Source organism: Stenotrophomonas sp. SAM-B, assembly GCF_013387485.1.
GTDB lineage: Bacteria > Pseudomonadota > Gammaproteobacteria > Xanthomonadales > Xanthomonadaceae > Stenotrophomonas > Stenotrophomonas maltophilia_AA.
In genome coordinates this window covers 352289-372723 of the sequence record NZ_JABBXB010000003.1, presented here as the reverse complement: position 1 = coordinate 372723, position 20435 = coordinate 352289, and the positions used below count along the sequence as shown (strand labels likewise).

Below are 20435 nucleotides of genomic sequence, written 5' to 3'. Positions count from 1 at the left end.
ATACGATCCCCGCGCGAGTGTCTTTGTACATTGATCTGAATCAAGGCTGTTTGAAGTTGCTGGTCACAGAATTCACCCCGTAGACCCCCTTCCCGCCACCTGAAACGGCAAAACCCAACGAGGTAGCCAGGCCATGATTGATCAGACAGTCGTAGAACTGTCGCGGCTGCAATTCGCTCTGACCGCGATGTACCACTTCCTTTTCGTTCCCCTCACGCTTGGCCTGTCGTTCATGGTGGCCATCATGGAGAGCGTCTACGTCATGACCCGGAAACAGGTCTGGCGCCAGATGACGCTGTTCTGGGGCACGCTGTTCGGCATCAACTTCGCCATCGGCGTCGCCACCGGCATCGTGATGGAATTCCAGTTCGGCATGAACTGGTCGTACTACAGCCACTACGTCGGTGACATCTTCGGCGCACCGCTGGCGATCGAAGGGCTGATGGCGTTCTTCCTGGAAGCGACCTTCATCGGTCTGTTCTTCTTCGGCTGGAAGCGGCTGACCCCGGTCAAGCACCTCACGGTGACCTGGCTGATGGCCCTGGGCACCAACCTCTCGGCGGTGTGGATCCTGATCGCCAACGGCTGGATGCAGAACCCGACCGGTGCGATCTTCAATCCGGAAACGATGCGCATGGAGGTGGTGGACTTCGCCGCCGTGCTGTTCAACCCGGTGGCGCAGGCCAAGTTCGTGCATACGGTCAGTGCGGGCTACGTGACCGGCGCGGTGTTCGTGATGTCGATCAGCGCCCTGTTCCTGCTGCGCAACAAGCACAAGGACATGGCCCGCCGCTCCTTCGCGGTGGCGGCGGCCTTCGGCCTGCTGTCCTCGCTGTCGGTGGTGGTGCTGGGTGACGAAAGCGGTTATGCCGCCAGCGAACACCAGAAGATGAAGCTGGCCGCGATCGAAGCGATGTGGGAAACCGAGCGTGCCCCGGCCGACTTCACCGCCTTCGGCATTCCGAACCAGACCACCCATACCAACGACTACGCGATCAAGATTCCGTACCTGATGGGCCTGATCGCCACCCGTTCGCTGGACCAGCCGATCCCGGGCATCCTGGAGCTGGTGGGGCGCGCCGAGAACCGCATCCGCGGTGGCCAGCTGGCCTACGGTGCGCTGGAACGCGTGCGCAAGGACAAGAACGACGTCGAAGCGCGCGAGATGTTCGACCGCCATTGGCAGGATCTGGGCCACGGCCTGCTGCTCAAGCGCTATCGCGAGGACATCCTCAACGCGACCCCGGAAGAAATCTCCAAGGCCGCGATGGATACCGTGCCGCGGGTCGCCCCGCTGTTCTGGACCTTCCGCATCATGGCGGGCCTGGGCTTCTATCTGATCGCCTTCTTCGCGCTGGCCTTCTACTACTCGTGCCGCCACAACTTCCAGGACAAGCGCTGGTTCCTCAAGCTCGCCCTGTGGTCGCTGCCGGCGCCGTGGATCGCGATCGAATGCGGCTGGTTCGTGGCCGAGTACGGTCGCCAGCCGTGGGCGGTGGACGGCGTGCTGCCGACCTTCTACGCCGCGTCGGGCCTGGCCCTGCATGAAATCCTGACCACGCTGGCGGTATTCACCGCGCTGTACACGGTGCTGCTGGTGATCGAAGTGAAGCTGATGCTCAAGGCGATCCGCAAGGGCCCGGACGACATCCTGCCGTCGCTGCAGGCTGCAGCCACGTCCCTTTCCCCCAATGCCGCTGCGCCGACCCACGGTCGGGCGTAAGGCAGGAGAACCCAGATGGAATTCATTGGACTCGATTACACCACGCTCCGCGTGATCTGGTGGCTGCTGCTCGGCATCCTGCTGATCGCCTGGGCGGTGATGGACGGTTTCGACCTCGGCGTCGGCACCCTGCTGCCGTTCGTGGCCAGGACCGATGACGAACGCCGGCTGGTGATCAACACCGTCGGCCCGGTGTGGGAAGGCAACCAGGTGTGGCTGGTGCTCGGTGGCGGTGCGATCTTCGCCGCCTGGCCGCCGCTGTACGCGGTCAGCTTCTCCGGCTTCTACCTGGCGGTGTTCCTGATGCTGTTCGGGCTGATCCTGCGCCCGGTCGCCTTCAAGTACCGCAGCAAGATGCCCGGCAAGCGCTGGCGTGAGAACTGGGACCGTGCGCTGTTCGTCGGTGGGCTGCTGCCGGCATTGATCGCCGGCGTGGCGGTGGGCAACGTGCTGGTCGGCGTGCCGTTCCACTTCGATGACAGCATGCGCATCTTCTACACCGGCACCCTGATCGGCCTGCTCAACCCGTTCGCCCTGGTGGCCGGCCTGGTGAGCGTGGCGATGGTGGTCTCGCATGGTGCAGCGATGCTGGTGCTCAAGACCGATGGCCCGGTGGCCGAGCGCTCGGCCCGTTACGGCAGCATCGCGGCGGTGCTGACCTTCGTGCTGTTCGCCCTGGCCGGCGTCTGGGTGGCCTTCGGCCTGCCGGGCTATCAGATCACCTCGCAGGTGGTCACCGATGGCCCGACCAACCCGCTGCTCAAGACCGCTGCCGCCGGTGCGGTGGCCGGTGGCTGGCTGCGCAACTACCAGAGCATGCCGCTGACCCTGCTGGCCCCGATCCTCGGGCTGGTCGGTGCGCTGGCCAGCGCGGTGCTGCTGCGGGCCCGTCGGGGCGGCCTGGCCTTCCTGGCCTCGGGTGCGTCGATCGCCGGCATCATCCTGACCGTCGGTTTTGCGATCTTCCCGTTCCTGCTGCCCTCCTCCAGCCAGCCGGGCTCCAGCCTGACGGTCTGGGACAGCTCCTCCAGCCACCTGACCCTGGGGATCATGCTGATCGCCACGGCCATCTTCCTGCCCATCATCATCGCCTACACCTCCTGGGTCTACCGCGTGATGAAGGGCAAGACCACGGCCGAAGAGATGGGCGACAACCCCAACGCTTACTGATGCGCCCCACGGCGCGATAGGAGACTTACCATGTGGTACTTCGCTTGGATTCTGGGTGCAGGGCTGGCTTCGGTCGTGGCCATTCTCAACGGCATGTGGTTCGAAGCCCGCGAGCAGAGCCGTACGGATCACGAAGAAGGCTAAAAAAAGGTTGCCGATCGGGTCTTCACACCGTATCCTTGTCGGCTCCTTCGGGGTGTAGCTCAGTCTGGTAGAGCGCTACGTTCGGGACGTAGAGGTCGCAGGTTCGAATCCTGTCTCCCCGACCACTTCGGTGGTCGTATTGAAGCCTGGGAACACGTTTCCAGGCTTCTTTATCAAGGGCTGTGGCAACACGGCACCGAAGGTGAAAAACGCGATCCCCCCTTGCCGCCGACCGGCGGGATCGATACAATAGGCGGCTCCTTACGGGGTGTAGCTCAGTCTGGTAGAGCGCTACGTTCGGGACGTAGAGGTCGCAGGTTCGAATCCTGTCTCCCCGACCATTTGATGGTCACAATCAAGCCTGGAAGACTTCAGTGTCCTCCGGGTTTTTTTGTGCCTGTTGATTGAGCCACTTCAGGAATCAGGGCAACGGGCGGGACTGACACGCCGGATAGCGGCTCGGAATATCGCCTTCGCAGGTACCGGTGTAGCGGTAGCCTTTCCCCAACATGCAGCGCTGTGCCGCATAGAGCGTGTCGCGGGAGATATCCGCGGTTTCCTTGCCCGTGGCACCTTGCCGGTCCGGCGAGATGTTCCCATTGCGTTGGCCGCCGCAGGCTTCCCAATCCATGTCACGCACCAGCGCGCCCGCGTCCTGCCTGCTCCAGTCGTGGCCCGGCGGGACCAGGTGCCGGGTCGCGGCGGGATGTCCATTCATCCACATGCCACCTGCGCCACAGGCGGTCAGGCCAAGCAGCACTCCCAGCACCGCCATCGCACCAATGAAACCCCTTCGTACGAACAGCAGCGTCGTTGACATCGCTCCTACTCCACCGGGAATCCACGACGGACAAACTCGAACCCGTTGCCGATCATGCATGCGTCGTAAAGCTGGCCCAGCCGGGCGTTGATCTCTCTGTACCGCTTCTTCTGGGCAGCCGTGCGTTCGGCATGCCAGACCTTCGTGATCACAGCACCCTCCTTGAGCAGCCCCGCGTACTCTGCGTCGTTGCGCATCTCCTGACTGCATGGTTGCCGCACCCGGTCCGCGTCGGCCTTGCTGGTACCGGCCTTGCGCCAGTACTGCCGGGTGGGCATGACCCGGACGGAACCCGCCGGAATGAGTCCCGTGTCCGCCGTCGCTACCTGGCCAGGCACGGCAGGAGCAGTGGCACAACCTGCCACCGTAAGAAGTAGAGTCGCCACCAGCAGCGAGGTGTACCCCCTCGCATGTCCTTGCCTCCGAACCTGCCTCATGCATTTCGTCCTGGTTGTCCGCAGCCGCCTTGCTTCTGGCATGCGGGATACCGACTGCGTATATCCCCATCCACATGCCGCCGATGCCGCAACTGGCGAGCATCAACGTCGTACAGGTCAGTAGAAGCCTGTTTCCTGCACGCGGGACACTCATGGTACGGCCACGACGCGCACTGCCCGGCTCATCGTACAACCCTGCACGTTGCCGTCGCTCATGTCAGGGCCCCGGCGGCTCCCGGCGCGACCTGCCGGGATCGAACCCGTACAATGGACGGTCCTGGCCTCGCCTTCGGCGCCGGCCCAGTCCCCTTCCCCGCAGATGCCGGCCGCTGGCCGGTCTCTGCCGTTGCACCCGCGCGCCGGCATGGCCGCGGTGCGCCACCTGTCAGGAACATGCTGATGACTCACCCCACCTCACCGTCCCAGTCCCTGCTGCACGGACGCCTGCTGGCGTTTGCCGCGATCCTGCTGGCCGCCTTGAACCTGCGCACTGCGGTCACCTCGCTGACCCCGCTGCTGGATGTGCTCGGCCAGACGTTCGGCTTCGGCACCACGATGACCGGCGTGCTCGGCATGCTGCCCACCGCGGCCTTCGCGCTGTTTGGCGTCACCACCCCGGCCGTGGCGCGCCGCCTGGGCCTGGAGCGCACCGCGCTGCTGGCAATGAGCCTGGCCACCGTGGGCCTGCTGCTGCGCTCGATGGCCGGCGGCGTGGGCAGCCTGCTGTTCGGTTCGGTGGTGGCGCTCGCCGGCATGGGCATCGGCAACGTGGTGGTACCGCCGCTGGTGAAGCGCTACTTCGCCAACCGCGTGGGCACCATGAGCACGCTCTACATCACCGTGCTGCAGATCGGCACGATGATGCCGGCACTGCTGGCGGTGCCGGTCGCGCAGCAGGCCGGCTGGCGCGTGTCGCTGGGCATCTGGGCGCTGATGTCGCTCGCCGCCGCGCTGCCGTGGCTGATGCTTTCGCGTGCGCGCCCGCATCCGGACACCATCAGCGCCGCCAACGACCCGTCCAGCGCGCCGCACGGCAAGGTCTGGAAGACGCCGCTGGCATGGGGCATGACCCTGATGTTCGGCATGACCTCGCTGATGACCTATTCGATGTTCACCTGGCTGCCGCGGATCGTGGTCGAAGCCGGTGCCACGCCGGCCTTCGGCGGCATCATGGTCGCCATCTTCGCTGCCTGCGGTCTGCTGCCATCACTGACCATGCCGGCGCTGGCCGTGCGCCTGCGCAATCCCTTCGGGCTGGTGCTGATCGGCTTCAGCGCCTTCCTGATCGCCTTCGCCGGCCTGTTGTTCGCCCCGATGAAGGCGCCGTGGTTGTGGGCGGTACTGCTCGGCATCGGGCCGTCGACCTTCCCGCTGGCGCTGACCCTGATCAACCTGCGCACCCGCACCCCGGCCGGTTCGGCCGCGTTGTCCGGCTTCATGCAGGGCGTGGGCTATGCGTTCAGCTGCCTGGGCCCGTTCCTGTTCGGCTGGCTGCATGCGGTCAGTGGCGGCTGGCACCTGCCGTTCGGCTTCCTGGTGGTGTGCGCGGTAGTCCTGTTGTGCGCCTCCTGGGTTGCCTGCAAACCGCAGAAGCTCGAAGACCAGTGGTGAGTGCCCCGCTGCGTCCATCTACACGCGCTGTGCGCAACAGCTGACGTAGCGTGTCGCTAACTGACCCGCTGCGCGGCAACGGGTGATGTTCGGGTCCGCTGGCATCGCCAGCGGGATGAACAGCTTCATCGCGACGGAGTGCGTTCCCCATGCTGGCGACATGGCGGGAATCTTCAGTATTTCAACGACTTGCTCCTCCCCTCCGGGTGCTACCCGGGGGCTGATCGGCCGTACCCGGTTCTTGGCGATTTGGCACCAAGCGCGCAGTCAGGCACGACTGGCATGTGATGTGCGTCACAGTTTGTGACGCTAATGCCATTCGAAAGGATGCTCCAAGGGGGGTTCCATGTACGACCATCGTCCGCTGGCGCTCGGCGTCGGCCTGGCATGTGCCGCACTCGCTTTCTCCGCTCCGGCTGCCTTTTCCGCCGAACCGCGGGCCGACGCCCTGGCCGAAATCGGCCAGTTCCGGGACCACGCCCAATGGCTGGATGCGCTGGCGGCGATCGAGCGGGCCCGGGTGCAGTCACCAGAAGACACCCTGCTGTATCGCCTTCAGGTATTGACCCTCTCGGACATCGGCAACGCGTACCGCGCGTGGCAGCTGTATCTGGCCCGCCCCGACCTGTTCGACACCGCCCAGAAAGAACGGCTGGAAGGCAATTACCTGGCCAAGCTGGTGGGCTGGAGCCTGGCCTTTGGCCCCAGCGAGGACACGCGCCTGGATGAAGCCGACGCCGCGCTGGTGCAGATGCAGCAGTATCTCGAACGCGACGGCACCACGGTGCAGCAGGCGCCGCTGCGGATCCGCCATGACCGTTTGATCCTGCTCAACCGGCTGGGGCGCCATGCACAGGTGCGCGATGAGTACCGCGGCCTGCTCGCCGAGGGTCACCCCGTCCCCAACTATCTGCTGGCAGCGGTCGGCGATTCGCTGATGGCCACACAGCATCCGGACGAAGCGATCCCGGTGCTGGAGGCGGCGCTCAAGGCCGATCCGTCGCTGCCGCAGGCCCGCTCCGAGCTCGCGTATGCGTATCTGGAAGACGAGCACGCCGACACCGCGATCGCCCTGCTGAAGCGCTGGCAGGCCGATGAGCCGGCCTGGCGCTGGGCCAACGGGGCCAAGGCGCCGTACCCCAACTGGCCGCGCTACGAGGCCGACCTCAACCTGGCGATGGTGCGCGCCTACAGCGGCGACCTGCCCACCGCACAGCGCGATCTGGAGAAGATGGTCGAGGTCGGGCCCGGCAACACCGGCACGCAATCCTCGCTGGGCAACGTCTACCTGATGCGCGGCTGGCCGCGGCGGGCGCTGGAGCGCTACAGCATGGCCAACACGCTGGACCCGCGCGATGTGCCGGCGCGCCTTGGGCAGTACGACGCCTACGTGCAGGTGCAGCGCGATGATCTGGCGCGGCCGATCCACGACACCCTGCTTGCCGCCTATCCCAACCAGCCGTCCGTGCAGCGCATGGATCGCAGCTGGCGCGCGCACCGTGGCTGGCAGTGGCATGCCTACGCCGAAGGTGGCCGCAGCTCCGGCGGTGGCGGTGCTTCGCCGCTGGGCAACGACGACGGCCGCTATGGCGTGGAAGTGCAGTCCCCGGTACTCGACGACCGCTGGCGCCTGGTCGCGTTCGCGGACCGGCGCAGCGTGGATTTCCAGGACGAGAGCATCGACCCGCTGCGGATCGGCGTGGGCACGCGTTACCGCTACGGCCGCGCGGATGCGGAAGCGTTCATCCACCGCGCCAACGACCACATCGGCGAGACCGGACTGAGCGCCGGGTTCGGCTGGCAGTTCAGCGATCAGTGGCATGCGGGCATCACCGCCGCACGCAATGACCCGGAGGCCTCGATGCAGGCGCGCGTCTCCGGCATCACCGCCGACAGCATCGCGCTGGCGGCCGACTACCGGCGCGACGAGCGGACCCACTGGAGCCTGGGCGCCAGCCAGTTCCGCTACGACGACGGCAACCGCCGCGACACCGTCACCACCGCCATCGAACAGCGCCTGATGACCCGGCCGACCGTGTTCGTGGACGGCCTCGGCAGTCTGTATGCCAGCCGCGGCAGCCGCGACGACGTGCCCTACTTCAACCCCTCCGAGGATCGCTCGGTGGAGATCGGCCTGCGCGTGGACCAGCAGCTGTGGCGCCACTACGAACGCCACTTCAGGCATCGCCTGACCGTTTCGGTGGGGCAGTACTGGCAGCAGGGCTATGGCAGCGCGATCGTGCCCTCGGCCGAGTACCGCCACGAATGGCAGCTCGGCGAAGGCCGCATTTTCGAGTACGGCATCCGCTGGTCGCGACCGGTCTATGACGGACAGCGGGAACGACACATCGGCCTGGATGCCGGCCTGCGGTGGGGAGAATGAGATGCGGCACATCGACATGAAGCGCTGGTCCCACTGGCTGTTGCTGGCGCTGCTCGCCGTGGTGCTGCCGGCACAGGCACAGCAGACGCCGGCCGCACTCGATGCCGCCGACAACGGCCTGCTTGTGCTGAGCTATCACGACATCCGTGACGAGGTGGCCGAGCGCGGCGACCCGGATGCGTATGCGGTCAGCACGCAGAACTTTGCCGCGCACCTGGACTGGTTGTCCGCGCATGGCTACCACCCGGTCTCGCTGTCGCAGTTGATCACTGCCTCGCAGGGTGGCACCCCGCTGCCGCCCAAGCCGGTGCTGCTGACCTTCGATGACGGGCTGCGCAGCGTGTACAGCAAAGTGTTCCCGCTGCTGCGCGCCTACAACTATCCGGCGCTGGTGGCAGTGATCACCGACTACGTGGACATGCCGGCCGGGCGCCAGATCGACTACGGCTACCGCCCCTTCACCCGCGACGACTTCCTGACCTGGGCGCAGCTGCGCGAGATGCAGAAAAGCGGGCTGATCGAACTGGCCAGCCACACCGACAACCTGCACCACGGCGTGCAGTCCAACCCGCAGGGCAACCAGACGCCGGCGGTGATCACGCGCATCTACGACCCGACCCGCAGGACCTATGAAAGCGCGGCCGAGTACGAGGCCCGCCTGCGCGCCGATCTGGGCCGCAGCGTGGAGCGCATCCAGCGCAATGTCGGTGTCAGCCCGAAGGCGATCGTGTGGCCGTACGCCGCGTACAACGCGCTCAGCAACGATATCGCCGAGCAGCTGGGCATGCCGGTCTCGTTCGATCTGGAGGGCCGCAGCACCCCGATCAAGCGCGATCTGCACGGCTTGGCGCGCCTGCTGGTGACCAACAACCCGACCGTGGTGCAGCTGGCCTACGAACTGCGCCGCGATGTGGAACGCGATGGGATGCGTGCGCTGCAGATCGACCTGGATGCGGTCTACGATGCCGACCCGGTGCAACAGGGCAAAAACCTGGATGCGTTGATCGACCGGGTCAAGAAGATCGGCCCGACCCACGTGTTCCTTCAGGCGTTCGCCGATCCCGACGGCAACGGGTCGGCCGATGCGCTGTACTTCCCCAACCGGCATCTGCCGATGCGCGCGGACCTGTTCAACCGGGTGGCGTGGCAGCTCAAGACACGCGCCGGGGTCAAGGTGTTCGCCTGGCTGCCGGTACTGGGCTACGAGCTCAAGGATCCGGCCATCCGCAGGGCGCTGGCCATCGAGAGCCCGGAAAGCGACGGCATCTTCCGGCTGGACTTCACCCGGCCGCAGGTGCGTCGGATCATCGATGACATCTACGAAGATCTCGCGATCAACGCGTACTTCGAGGGTCTGCTGTTCCACGATGACGCCTACCTGCGCGACACCGAGCTGACCCGGCTGCCGCAGGAAGGTGATGACGGTGCACGTACCCAGGCGCTGATCGATTTCACCCTGGAGCTGCGCAATGCCGCCCAGCGCTGGCGGCCGAAGCTGGGCACCGTGCGCAACCTGTATGCCCAGCCCGTGCTGGAGCCGCAGAGCGCGAGCTGGTTCGCCCAGCGCCTGGACCTGTTCAACAAGGCCTACGACCACACCGCGCTGATGGCGATGCCGTGGATGGAGGGCAGTCGCAGCCCGGAACGCTGGCTGGACCGGCTGGTGGTGGCGGTGAGGCAGCACGATCCGCAGTTGTCGCAGACGATGTTCGAGCTGCAGACGCTGGACTGGCGCACCGGCAAGCCGATCCCCGGCGACCGCCTGCGCGCGCAGATCCGTCGCCTGCAGGCGCAGGGCGTGCGCCATTTCGCCTGGTATCCGGATGACTTCATCGCCGGACGTCCCTCCACGTATGACGCCCGCGCGGCCATGTCGGCCCGCAGCTTCCCGTACGAGGAAAAGTGAGGTCGCCATGCATCCTCTTCTCTACATTCTGTTCCAGTTCGCCTTCTTCTACCCGATGGTGATGGCGTTCTTCTGGATGTCCGGCGGCCTGTACTACTTCTTCCGGCGCGAACGCAAGGCGCGCGACCGCAATGATCCGCCGCCGATGGCCGCCTACCCGTCCGCCTCGATCCTGATCCCCTGCCACAACGAGGCGGAGAACCTGCAGGACACGCTCGACTCCGCACTCAGGCAGAACTATCCGGACTTCGAAGTGGTCGCCATCAATGATGGCAGCAGCGACGACACCGGAGCACGCCTGGATGCCCTGGCCGCCCTGCATCCCCGGCTGCGTGTCGTGCACCTGGACCGCAACATGGGCAAGGCCAACGCGCTGCGCATGGGGGCGCTGGCGGCGCGCTCGGAGTTCCTGGTCTGCATCGATGGCGATGCGATGCTGGAGGAGTACGCCACGCACTGGATGGTCTGGCACCTGACCTCCGGCCCACGCGTGGGCGCCGTCACCGGCAACCCGCGCATCCGCAACCGGTCCACCCTGCTGGGCCGGCTGCAGGTGGCCGAGTTCTCCTCGATCATCGGCATGATCAAGCGTGCGCAGCGGGTGTACGGGCGCATCTTCACCATCTCCGGCGTGATCGCCGCGTTCCGTCGTACCGCCCTGCATCGCATCGGTTACTGGTCCGATGACATGGTCACCGAGGACATCGACATCAGCTGGCGGCTGCAGCTGGACCACTGGGACATCCGCTACGAGCCCAATGCGCTGTGCTTCATCCTGATGCCGGAAACGCTGAAGGGACTGTGGCGGCAGCGCCTGCGCTGGGCCCAGGGCGGCGTGGAAGTACTGCTGCGGCATGGCGGCTCGCTGTTCCACTGGCGCAAGCGGCGGATGTGGGGGGTGCTGATGGAGTACATCCTCAGCGTGCTGTGGGCGTACACGATGCTGGCGATCATCGTGCTGTGGGCGCTGGGCAAGTTCATGGAGCTGCCGCCTGATCTGTATATCGCCACGCTGCTGCCGCAGTGGCATGGCGTGATCCTGGCCCTGGTCTGCCTGCTGCAGTTCGCCAGCAGCCTGATCATCGACCGCCGTTACGAAACGCATATAGGACGTAATTACTTCTGGGTGATCTGGTACCCGATGGCGTACTGGCTCATCAGTCTGTTCACGACCCTGGTGGCGTTCCCCAAGACGATCTTCAAACGTCGTGGCAAGCGCGCGGTCTGGGTCAGTCCTGACCGGGGTATCCGATGAACACCGTCAAATCCACCCGCCGCTTCGACTCGCGGCTGATCCAGAAACCGCGCCAGCAGCCGCGCCTGCAGCGCACCGCCTGGGGCTTTGTCACCATCGCCTTCTGGGCGTTCTACTTCTATCTGTGGGCACCGCTGGTCACGTTGGTTTCCTGGCTGCTGGGCGGGCAGATGGCCTGGACGCAGCTGTACGAACAGAAGCAGACGATCGACCCGTTCGTGGTGATCGCCCTGCCGGTGATGCTGTTCTGCTGCGCGGCGCTGCTGATCGCCTGGGCCGAGTACAACCGCATGCGCTTCACGGGCAAGGAACGTCGGCTGCCGCATGACGATGTGACCCGCGCCGAGATCGCGCACGACCTCGGCGCGAGTGCCTCCGTGGCCGCGTCGCTGGCCGATGGCAAGTCGGTGACGCTGCACCTGGATGAGCACGCGCGGCCGGTACGGGTCACCGCGCAGGCATTGGCGGTCGCGTACGGGTAATCGCGCGGGCGTTGGCAGAACGGTAATGCCGGCCGCTGGCCGGCTCCACGGATTGCCAGGATGCGCTAGAGCCGGCCAGCGGCCGGCTCTACCCGGTCACGCGCGCGTCTGGCCTTCACCGCGGACGACGAAGCGCTCGACGGTCAGTGCTTCCAGTCCCATCGGGCCATAGGCGTGCAGCCGGGTGGTGGAGATGCCGATCTCCGCGCCCAGGCCCAGCTCGCCCCCATCGGAGAACCGCGATGATGCGTTGACCATGACCACGGCCGACCGCAGCGCCTGCACGAAGCGTTCGGCGGCGACCGCGTCCTCGGTGGCGATCACTTCGGTATGGTCCGAGCTGTACTGCTGGATATGCGCCAGTGCCTGATCGAGGTCCTTCACCACGCGCACCGCGATGATCAGGTCCAGGTACTCGGCGGCGTAATCGTCGTCGCTGGCCGGCCCGGCGTCGGGCAACCACTGCCGCGCCACCGCATCGGCACGGACCTGCACGCCCTGCCCGGCCAGTGCCTGCGCCACCAACGGCAGGAAGGTCGGCGCGATGTCGGCATGCACCAGCAGCGTCTCCAGCGAATTGCAGGCCGAGGGGCGGCTGCACTTGCCGTCCACCAGCAGGCCCAGTGCACGCGCGGGATCGGCGGCACGGTCCACGTACAGATGGCAGACGCCCTTGTAATGCTTGATCACCGGCACCCGCGCATGCTCGGCCACGAACCGGATCAGGCCTTCCCCGCCACGCGGGATCGCCAGATCGATCAGGTCGTTGAGCTGCAGCAGGGCCAGCATGGTCTCGCGGCGCAGGTCCTCGACCAGGGTCAGCGCGGCATCGGCGACACCGGCCTCGCGCAGCGCGCGCTTGAGCGACGCCGCGATCGCGGTATTGGAGTGGATCGCCTCCGAACCACCGCGCAGGATCACACCGTTGCCGGCCTTGATGCACAGCGCGGCCGCATCGGCGGTCACGTTCGGGCGCGCTTCGTAGATCATCGCGATCACGCCCAGCGGCACGCGCACCTTCTGCACGCGGATGCCATTCGGGCGCACGTCATCGCGGGTGACCTGGCCGACCGGATCGGGCAACGCGGCCACCTCGCGCAGCGCGGTGGCGATACCGGCCAGCCGCTGCGGGTTCAGGGCCAGGCGGTCCAGCATCGCGGTCCCGACGCCCTTCTCCGTCGCCGCGGCGAGATCGCGCGCGTTGGCGGCGAGGAGCAGATCGATATCCGCGTCCAGTGCGGCAGCCATCGCCTCCAGCAGAGCGGCCTTGGCGGCGGAGGACAGCTGGGCGAGTTGCCGGGCAGCCTCGCGGCAGGCCAGCGCCTGGGTGCGGATGTCGGTACTGGAGCTGGCGACCATCTCAATATCCTCGGAAAAACAGTAGAGCCACGCCATGCGTGGCTGGGGGATGTCGAACAGACCCAGGTTGCGCAGCCACGCATGGCGTGGCTCTACCGGGGATGTTCTTACGCTTTACAGCAACACCAGATCGTCGCGGTGGATGACGTTGCCACCGTAGTTGTAGCCGAGCACGCTTTCGATGTCGCGCGAGTGGCGCCCGGCGACGCGGCGGATGTCGCTGGCCGAGTACTGGCTGACGCCGCGGGCCAGGCAGACCTCGCCGGACTCGGTGCGTTGCCGGATCTCGATCATGTCGCCGCGGCGGAAGTCACCCTCCGCGCCGACCACACCGCCCGGCAGCAGCGAGGCGCCCTTGCCACGCAGCGCATCGGCGGCGCCCGCGTCGACCAGGATCGCGCCGGGCTCCAGCGGTGCGTGGCGCAGCCAGTACTTGCGTGCCGCCACCCGGGTCTGCGCGGCGTGGATGCGGGTGCCGAACAGGCGCCCCTGACTGAGCGCACGCACGACCTCGGCACTGCGCCCGTTGAACAGGCAGGTCTCGATGCCGACGCGGCCCGCCTTGGCCGCGGCCTCCAGCTTGGTATGCATGCCGCCGGTGCCGGCGCCGCTGCCGGCACCCCCGGCCATCGCCAGGACGTCGACGGTCAGCTCAGGCACATCGTGGATCGGCCGCGCCTGCGGGTCGCGGCGTGGATCGGCGCTGTACAGGCCGTCGATATCGGTGGCGATGAACAGCACGTCGGCGTCGATCAACGCGGCCACGGTCGCGGCCAGATTGTCGTTGTCACCCAGCTTGAGCTCATCCACCGAGACCGTGTCGTTCTCGTTGACCACCGGCAGCGCGCCCAGCCGCAGCAGTTCGTTGAGCGTGGCGCGGGCGTTGAGGTAACGGCGGCGGTTGCGCAGGTCGTCGTGGGTCAGCAGCACCTGGGCCACCGGGCGCTCGAAGAAGCGCTGCCACAGCCCGATCAGCTGCGCCTGGCCCAGCGCGGCAAGCGCTTGCCGTGCGGCCATCGCCGCCCCGGCTTCCAGCGCGCGGGGCACGATCGCCCGCCCGGCCGCGACCGCACCGGAGGACACGATCACCACCTCCCGACCGGCCAGCACATTGGCCGAGACGAACTGGGCCAGACCGAGTGCGTGGCGTGGCGAGAGGCCGCCGCCATCGGCCGCCAGCAGGCTGCTGCCGACCTTGAGCACGGCACGTTTCCACTGCGGAACGGCTTGTTCGGTGAACGGCGAAAGCACGGACTGGTTCATGTGATCGGCGCGCTCAGCGCGTGCTCCATTCGTGGATGCGGGCGGTGGCACTGCCGTGCACCAGCAGCGGATCGGTGTCGACCAGCGCCTGCGCGGCGGCAAGGTCGGCGATGTCCTGAAGCACGTAGGCGCCACCGCTCTTGTCGGTGAAGCCGCCGGTCAGCAGCAGCTGCCCGCGGGCGCGCACCTCATCGAGGAAGCGCACATGCTCGGCACCGACCTCATCGCGGAAGTCGGGGGTGCGGGTGACCACTACCAGGTAACAGGTTTTCATGAGACATCCTTTCCCGGGCAGCGCCCGGTCAGTCGTTGCAAAAACGGCGGCCTTGCGGCCGCCGTCGTGATTACACCAATGCGGCCCAGCGGGCGCGCAGCTCATCCAGCCGCAGGTCGGCCGCCGCGCCGGGCGACACGCGCGCGGCCAAGCTGCCTTCGGGGGTACGCCCCTGCCCGGCCGTATCCGCCGCGGCGGCCGCGGCCTTGTAGGCCTCACGGAACGGCACGCCGGCCACCGCCGCTTCCACGGCGACATCGGTGGCATACATGCCCGAGTCGATCGCCGCCCGCAGCTTGTCGTCGCGCCATTCCAGGTTGGCCAGCAGCGCCGGCAGCAGTTCCAGCGCGGCCAGGCCACGGCCGAAGCCATGGAAGATCGCGCCCTTGCTGCTCTGCAGATCACGGTGGTAGCCCGACGGCAGCGACAGCAGCTGCTCGATTTCGGTTCGTGCCGCGGCCACGCTGGCGTGGGTAGCGCGCATCAGCTCGATCACATCCGGGTTGCGCTTGTTCGGCATGATCGAACTGCCGGTGGTGTACTGCGCCGGCAGCGCGACGAAGCCGAACTCGCCGCTGGTGAACAGCGACAGGTCCCAGGCGATGCGGCGCAGGTCCAGGGTGGCGCCGCCGAGTGCTTCCAGCGCGGCCAGTTCGAACTTGCCGCGCGACAGCTGCGCGTAGATCGGCGAGATCTGCATCCGTGCGAAGCCGAGCGCCTCAGTGGTGTGCGCGCGGTCGAGCGGCAGGTTCACGCCGTAGCCGGCGGCCGTGCCGAGCGGATTGGCGTCGACCAGGTTGAAGGTGTCGTGCGCGCGGATCGCATTGTCGATGAAGGCCTCGGCCCAGCCGGCCCACCACATGCCCGCCGAGGACACGACAGCGCGCTGGATGTGGGTATAGCCAGGCACCGGCAGGTCCTTCTCGGCCTCGGCACGGTCGAGCGCGACCTTGGCGATCTCGCGGCTCAGCTCGGCCACGCGCAGCAGCTTGTCCTTCAGCCACAGCCGGGTCGCGACCAGGATCTGGTCGTTTCGGCTGCGGCCGGTGTGGATCTTGCGGCCGGCATCGCCGAGGCGCTCGGTCAGGCGCGCTTCGATCGCCGAGTGGCAATCCTCGAAGCGCTCATCCAGCACGAACGCCCCGCTGCGGAAATCCTCTGCAAGCACATCCAGCTCGCGCTGCAGGTCGACGCGCTCGTCGTTGCCGAGGATGCCGATGTTTTCCAGGCCCTGCGCATGTGCCTTGCTGGCCGCCACGTCGTACAGGAAAAATTCGCGGTCCAGGATCACATCATCGCCGGCCAGGAAGGTCTGGATCTTGGCGTCTACCGCGACGCCGGGCTTCTGCCACAGAAGGTCTGCCATGTCTTGCTCCGTAGGCGGAGTCGCTCCGCCGGGTTGTCAGGGCGCGCGCAGGGGCCGCGCAGCGCCGTGGGAATTCAGTGCGGGATCGAGGCCAGTTCGTCCAGGCCCAGCGCCAGGTTGAGGTTCTGCATCGCCTGCGTCGCCGCGCCCTTGAGCAGGTTGTCCAGGGTCGCCACGACCACCACGCGCTTGCCGCCCGGGGCCACGTCGAAGCCTCCGATCTGCACGCCGTGCCGGCCGGCGATGCGGCTGACCCACGGTGCTTCGTCGAGCACTTCGATCAGGGCTTCGTTGGCGTAGTACTTCTGGTACAGCGCGATCACGTCCTCACGCTTGACCACCGTATTGAGCCACAGGTTCACGGTCATGGTGATGCCGCGGAAGTGCGGCGCCACATGCGGCATGAACTCGACCGGCACGCGCAGGTGCGCGGTGACTTCGCGCTCGTGCACATGATTGGTCAGCGCATACGGCATCAGGTTGTCGCGCAGCAGCTCGGGATTGTTCTTGTCCGAGGGCGTGGTGCCGGCACCGGAGTAACCGGAGACACCGAAGCACTGCGGCGGGCCGGCCAGCTGCTGCAGCAGCGGGCTGATCGCCAGCTGCATCGCGGTGGCGTAGCAGCCGGGGTTGCTGATGTGCTTCTGGCCCAGGTAGTCGCCACGGGTCAGTTCGGGCAGGCCGTAGTACCAGCTCGGCTCGAAGCGGTGATCGGCCGACAGGTCGACGATCACCGTCTCCGGCTTCGCCGCATCCAGCGCGGTGACGAACGGTGCAGACAGGCCATTGGGCAGCGCCAGGATCACCGCGTCCATGCCTTTGGCGGCGACCGCGTCGGCATCCAGGTTTTCGAACTGCAGTTCACCCTGCCAGTCGCTGTGGTGGTCGCTCACGCGCTGGCCGGCCAGCTCGCGCGAAGAGACGAAGCCCAACTGCAGGTGGGGGTGTGCGGCAATCAGCTTGATCAGCTCCGCGCCGGTATGGCCGCGGGCGCCGACAATGCCGACGGTGAAGGTCGTGGTGCTCATGCGTGTGCGTCCAGGCGGTGCTGCAGGTGGCGTTTCACCCCCTGCCATTCCGCATCGATGATGGAGAAGATGACGGTGTCGCGCGGGGTGCCGTCCGGGTGGCGCTTGTGGTTGCGCAGCACGCCATCCTGCTTGGCGCCGAGGCGCGCGATCGCGGTGCGCGAGGTGAAGTTGAACCAGCTGGTCTCGAACACCACGCTCAGGCATTCCAGCCGTTCGAAGGCGTGGGTGAGCAGCATCAGCTTGGTTTCGGTGTTGATCCCGGTGCGCTGGGCGGCCTCGCCGTACCAGGTGTAGCCGATGCTCAGGCGCGGCACCTCGGCTTCCAGGCTGTAGTAGCGCGTGGTACCGACGACCTCATCGGCCTCGTTGAGGACCACGAACGGCAGCACCTTGCCTTCGGCCTGCGCCTGCAGCGCGGCCTGGACGTAGGCGGTCATCGTCTTCGCGCTGGGCACCTGGGTGTACCAGAGCTTGGACAAAGTGCCATCCCCCAGTGCACCGCGCAGGCCATCGATGTGCGCCATCTGCAGCGGCTCCAGCCGGGCATGAGCGCCGGCCAGTGTGGGGACTTTGGTCCAATCGGCAAGATTCATCAGGTTCAGCCCTCCAGGCTGGGGGTGCGTGCGGCGCAATGCTCGACGTACGCTTTGATGCGGTCGAAGCCGTCGGCGCCGAACCAGAACACCTTCCAGTGGCCCTGCTTGTAGCAGCCATCGGATTCGGCGTAGTAGAAGTGATTGATCGGGTTGCCGTTGCGCGAACGCCAGAACAGCTGCGGGGTTTCGTCCAGCATGACATTCCAGACCGCGCGGCCCAGGCCTTCGCCCTGCGCATCGTCGAGCACCGCGAACTTGTCCAGGTATACGCCTTCGGCTTCGTCGGTGAGGATCACTGCGGTGCGGTAATTTTCGCTGACATAGGCGCGCAGCAGCTTGGTTTTCTGGAAGTAGTCCGGCACCAGGGTACGGCCGAAGCTGGATTCGATCAGTTGCTTCAGGCGCGGCAGATCGAGTTCGTCCCACGCGGTGGCGCGCAGCACTTTCTCGCCCTTGCGCACCAGCGTGCCGGAGCCCTTGTGGGTGAACAGTTCCTTGGCCAGGTCAGCCGGCCGGGTGATCGACACCGAGGACTCCAGCGGCAGGCGATCCAGCAGGTCCTTGATCTGTTCGATCTTGACCCGCATGCCGCCGTGGATCCACGGCTGCTGCATCAGCTGGTCGTACTCGGTGGAGAGGTTGATCGAGTCGATCACCTTTCCTTCTTCATCGAGCAGGCCGCCGGTGCCGGTCAGGAAGATGATCTTGTACGGCTGCAGTTCCTGCACCAGCTCGTTGGCGGCGAAATCGGCGTTGACGTTGAGGATCTGCCCGCAGCGGGTTTCGCCCAGGCTGGTGATCACCGGGATCGAGCCGGCGCGCAGGCTGGCTTCGATCGGGGCCAGGTTGACCTTCTTGACCTCACCGACCAGGCCGTAGGTGTCCTGGTCCAGGTACTCGGCTTCGAACACGCCGCCGGTGATCGAGGTCGCGCGCGCACCGTTCTGCTGCAGGGCTTCGACCAGTTGCAGGTTGGAGGCCTGGAACACCCGGCGCACGATCGCCAGGCCTTCGGCCGAGGTCACGCGCAGGCCGTTGACGGTCTGCTTCTCGATGCCGGCCGCCGACAGTTCGGCGTCCAGCTGCGGGCCGGCGCCATGCAGCACGATCGGGGTCAGGCCGACTTCCTGCAGGAACGACAGCGAGGAGGTCAGCGCATCGAGGTCATCGCGCAGCACCGCGCCACCGACCTTGACCACGGCGAAGCGCTTGGCGTCCAGCTGCGAGAAACGCTTGAGGTACTGGCTGATCTCCTTCGCGCTGGCCATGCTCGAGAGCAGGCGCACGATGGTCTGACGGGTCTGGCGGTGGGGCTGGGAAGAAGGCATTTCGATATCGTCGCAGGCGGCCGGGGCCGCGATGGGTGTTCCGTCAGTGGGGAGCCACGACGGCGTCATTGGATCACGCGCCGCGCGCGATGATGCGGTGCACGGACGCGGCGTAACGCTGCAGCTGCTCCAGCGTCACGAACTCATCGGCAGTGTGGGCCTGGGCGATGTCGCCCGGACCGTACACCAGGGTGGTGTAACCCCCGGCCGAGAACAGCGAGGCCTCGGTCCAGAAATCCACCGCGTTGCCGATCGGAATATCCAGCGCATCGGCCACGTCACGCGCCAGCAGGCGGCGGTTCTCGGCCTCGGCAATATCGCCGGCCGGGAAGCTCGGCCCGCGGAAGGTCTCGGTGAACTCCGCGGCCTCCGGTTCGGCGAAGCTGGCGAAGGTGGCCAGCAGCGCATCGATGTCCATCGACGGCAGCGGGCGGAAGCCGAAGCGCACCTCGGCGGCGGGCGCGATCATGTTGGCCTTGATCCCGCCTTCCACCCGGCCAATGTTGAAGCGCAGGCCGGTCAACCCGCCAAAGCGCGCATGGGCCAGGGTGTCCACATGGTCCAGCGCGCGGTTGCCCCAGCGCATGGCCTGGTGCAACGCGCTGGCGGCCGCATCCTGCTTGCCCGAGGCATGCCCGGCGCGGCCCTTGAACTGCATCAGCACCGAGCTGATGCCACGGTGCGCGAGCACCGCTTCGCTCATCGTCGGCTCGGCCACCAGCACCGCTTCATACGGAATGCCACGGGCGAGGAAGGCGGCGATGCAACGTGGATCATTGGCCTCCTCGTCGCTGGAGAACAGGAACGCGGCGTCGCCATCGCTGGCGTTGGCAGCAGCCACCAGGGCCGCCGCGGCGCCCTTGATGTCGCACACGCCCAGGCCGATCACGCGGTCGTCCGTGCGCCGCATCAGGTGCGGGTCGGCCGTCCAGTGCGGCGAGTCCGGCACGGTATCCAGATGCACGTTGAACAGGTACTTCGGGGTGCCACGCACCGCATACAGGCTGACTGCACCGTCGCCATGGTCGATCACCTCCACATTGAACCCGGGCAGGTTCGCGCGCAGGTAATCGAAGATGCCGCCGGTGGTGATCGCACGCGGCGGATTGCGCGTGTCGAAGGACACGAGCTGCTGCAGGTGATCGAGTGTCTGTTCCAACATGTTTCTGGATATCCGTAGGGTTCAAAATCGGTAGTGCCGGCCGCTGGCCGGCTCTGCAATGATCCAGCCGTGCCACGAGCCGGCCAGCGGCCGGCACTACCCTCCATCGGCCTTGCGAGGCGCCG

General features: G+C 66.7%; 18 protein-coding genes and 2 tRNA genes. 10 read left to right on the top strand and 10 right to left on the bottom strand.

What is annotated here, in order from left to right; genetic code table 11:
- Nucleotides 1–133: 133 nt before the first annotated feature.
- From HH110_RS09430 to HH110_RS09410, 5 genes are all read left to right on the top strand, one after another.
- On the top strand, nt 134–1723 hold the full coding sequence (locus tag HH110_RS09430) for a cytochrome ubiquinol oxidase subunit I (RefSeq protein ID WP_176989428.1): 1590 nt from the start codon (nt 134–136) through the stop codon (nt 1721–1723).
- A 15-nt stretch (nt 1724–1738) separates the two neighbouring features.
- Nucleotides 1739–2893, top strand: coding sequence for a cytochrome d ubiquinol oxidase subunit II (gene cydB / locus HH110_RS09425; protein ID WP_176989427.1), 1155 nt, complete (start codon nt 1739–1741; stop codon nt 2891–2893).
- A gap of 30 nt (nt 2894–2923) precedes the next feature.
- Complete coding sequence (gene cydX, locus HH110_RS09420; protein ID WP_019182852.1) at nt 2924–3037, top strand: cytochrome bd-I oxidase subunit CydX; 114 nt, start codon at nt 2924–2926, stop codon at nt 3035–3037.
- 48 nt (nt 3038–3085) lie between these two features.
- Nucleotides 3086–3162 (top strand) — tRNA-Pro (locus HH110_RS09415).
- 139 nt (nt 3163–3301) lie between these two features.
- Nucleotides 3302–3378: transfer RNA gene (locus tag HH110_RS09410), tRNA-Pro, on the top strand.
- A gap of 80 nt (nt 3379–3458) precedes the next feature.
- Here HH110_RS09410 and HH110_RS09405 read toward each other — a convergent pair.
- Nucleotides 3459–3857: a hypothetical protein gene (locus HH110_RS09405; protein WP_176989426.1), complete on the bottom strand. Its 399-nt coding sequence runs from the start codon at nt 3855–3857 to the stop codon at nt 3459–3461.
- A gap of 5 nt (nt 3858–3862) precedes the next feature.
- Entirely contained in the window at nt 3863–4135 is a 273-nt protein-coding gene (locus HH110_RS09400) for a hypothetical protein (RefSeq protein WP_176989425.1), read from the bottom strand.
- 558 nt (nt 4136–4693) lie between these two features.
- Here HH110_RS09400 and HH110_RS09395 point away from each other — a divergent pair.
- The 5 genes from HH110_RS09395 to pgaD all read left to right on the top strand — a co-directional run bounded on the left by HH110_RS09395 (nt 4694) and on the right by pgaD (nt 11931).
- The gene (locus tag HH110_RS09395) at nt 4694–5905 is read left to right on the top strand and encodes an MFS transporter (RefSeq protein ID WP_176989424.1); all 1212 of its coding nucleotides are present in this window, start codon (nt 4694–4696) and stop codon (nt 5903–5905) included.
- Nucleotides 5906–6251: 346 nt separating this feature from the next.
- On the top strand, nt 6252–8288 hold the full coding sequence (pgaA, locus tag HH110_RS09390; protein ID WP_176989423.1) for a poly-beta-1,6 N-acetyl-D-glucosamine export porin PgaA: 2037 nt from the start codon (nt 6252–6254) through the stop codon (nt 8286–8288).
- A 16-nt stretch (nt 8289–8304) separates the two neighbouring features.
- Nucleotides 8305–10194 carry a poly-beta-1,6-N-acetyl-D-glucosamine N-deacetylase PgaB gene (gene pgaB, locus HH110_RS09385; protein ID WP_176989422.1) on the top strand — a complete coding sequence of 630 codons (1890 nt, stop codon included), beginning with the start codon at nt 8305–8307 and terminating at the stop codon, nt 10192–10194.
- 7 nt (nt 10195–10201) lie between these two features.
- Nucleotides 10202–11449: a poly-beta-1,6-N-acetyl-D-glucosamine synthase gene (pgaC, locus tag HH110_RS09380; protein ID WP_176989421.1), complete on the top strand. Its 1248-nt coding sequence runs from the start codon at nt 10202–10204 to the stop codon at nt 11447–11449.
- Complete coding sequence (gene pgaD / locus HH110_RS09375) at nt 11446–11931, top strand: poly-beta-1,6-N-acetyl-D-glucosamine biosynthesis protein PgaD (RefSeq protein ID WP_176989420.1); 486 nt, start codon at nt 11446–11448, stop codon at nt 11929–11931. The genes pgaC and pgaD overlap by 4 nt, the downstream gene beginning before the upstream one ends.
- A gap of 96 nt (nt 11932–12027) precedes the next feature.
- Here pgaD and HH110_RS09370 read toward each other — a convergent pair whose 3' ends face one another.
- From HH110_RS09370 to HH110_RS09335, 8 genes are all read right to left on the bottom strand, one after another.
- A complete protein-coding gene (locus HH110_RS09370) occupies nt 12028–13290 on the bottom strand; it encodes a glutamate-5-semialdehyde dehydrogenase (RefSeq protein ID WP_176989419.1) in 1263 nt (420 codons plus the stop codon).
- Between the two features lie 114 nt (nt 13291–13404).
- The gene (gene proB, locus HH110_RS09365; RefSeq protein WP_176989418.1) at nt 13405–14553 is read right to left on the bottom strand and encodes a glutamate 5-kinase; all 1149 of its coding nucleotides are present in this window, start codon (nt 14551–14553) and stop codon (nt 13405–13407) included.
- A 13-nt stretch (nt 14554–14566) separates the two neighbouring features.
- A complete protein-coding gene (locus tag HH110_RS09360) occupies nt 14567–14827 on the bottom strand; it encodes a YciI family protein (RefSeq protein ID WP_176989417.1) in 261 nt (86 codons plus the stop codon).
- Between the two features lie 70 nt (nt 14828–14897).
- On the bottom strand, nt 14898–16193 hold the full coding sequence (argH, locus tag HH110_RS09355) for an argininosuccinate lyase (protein ID WP_176989416.1): 1296 nt from the start codon (nt 16191–16193) through the stop codon (nt 14898–14900).
- A 74-nt stretch (nt 16194–16267) separates the two neighbouring features.
- The gene (argC, locus tag HH110_RS09350) at nt 16268–17221 is read right to left on the bottom strand and encodes an N-acetyl-gamma-glutamyl-phosphate reductase (RefSeq protein ID WP_176989415.1); all 954 of its coding nucleotides are present in this window, start codon (nt 17219–17221) and stop codon (nt 16268–16270) included.
- Nucleotides 17218–17817 carry a GNAT family N-acetyltransferase gene (locus HH110_RS09345; protein ID WP_176989414.1) on the bottom strand — a complete coding sequence of 200 codons (600 nt, stop codon included), beginning with the start codon at nt 17815–17817 and terminating at the stop codon, nt 17218–17220. The genes argC and HH110_RS09345 overlap by 4 nt, the downstream gene beginning before the upstream one ends.
- A gap of 5 nt (nt 17818–17822) precedes the next feature.
- The gene (locus HH110_RS09340; protein ID WP_176989413.1) at nt 17823–19148 is read right to left on the bottom strand and encodes an acetylglutamate kinase; all 1326 of its coding nucleotides are present in this window, start codon (nt 19146–19148) and stop codon (nt 17823–17825) included.
- Between the two features lie 73 nt (nt 19149–19221).
- Entirely contained in the window at nt 19222–20310 is a 1089-nt protein-coding gene (locus tag HH110_RS09335; protein ID WP_176989412.1) for an acetylornithine deacetylase, read from the bottom strand.
- Nucleotides 20311–20435: the final 125 nt, after the last annotated feature.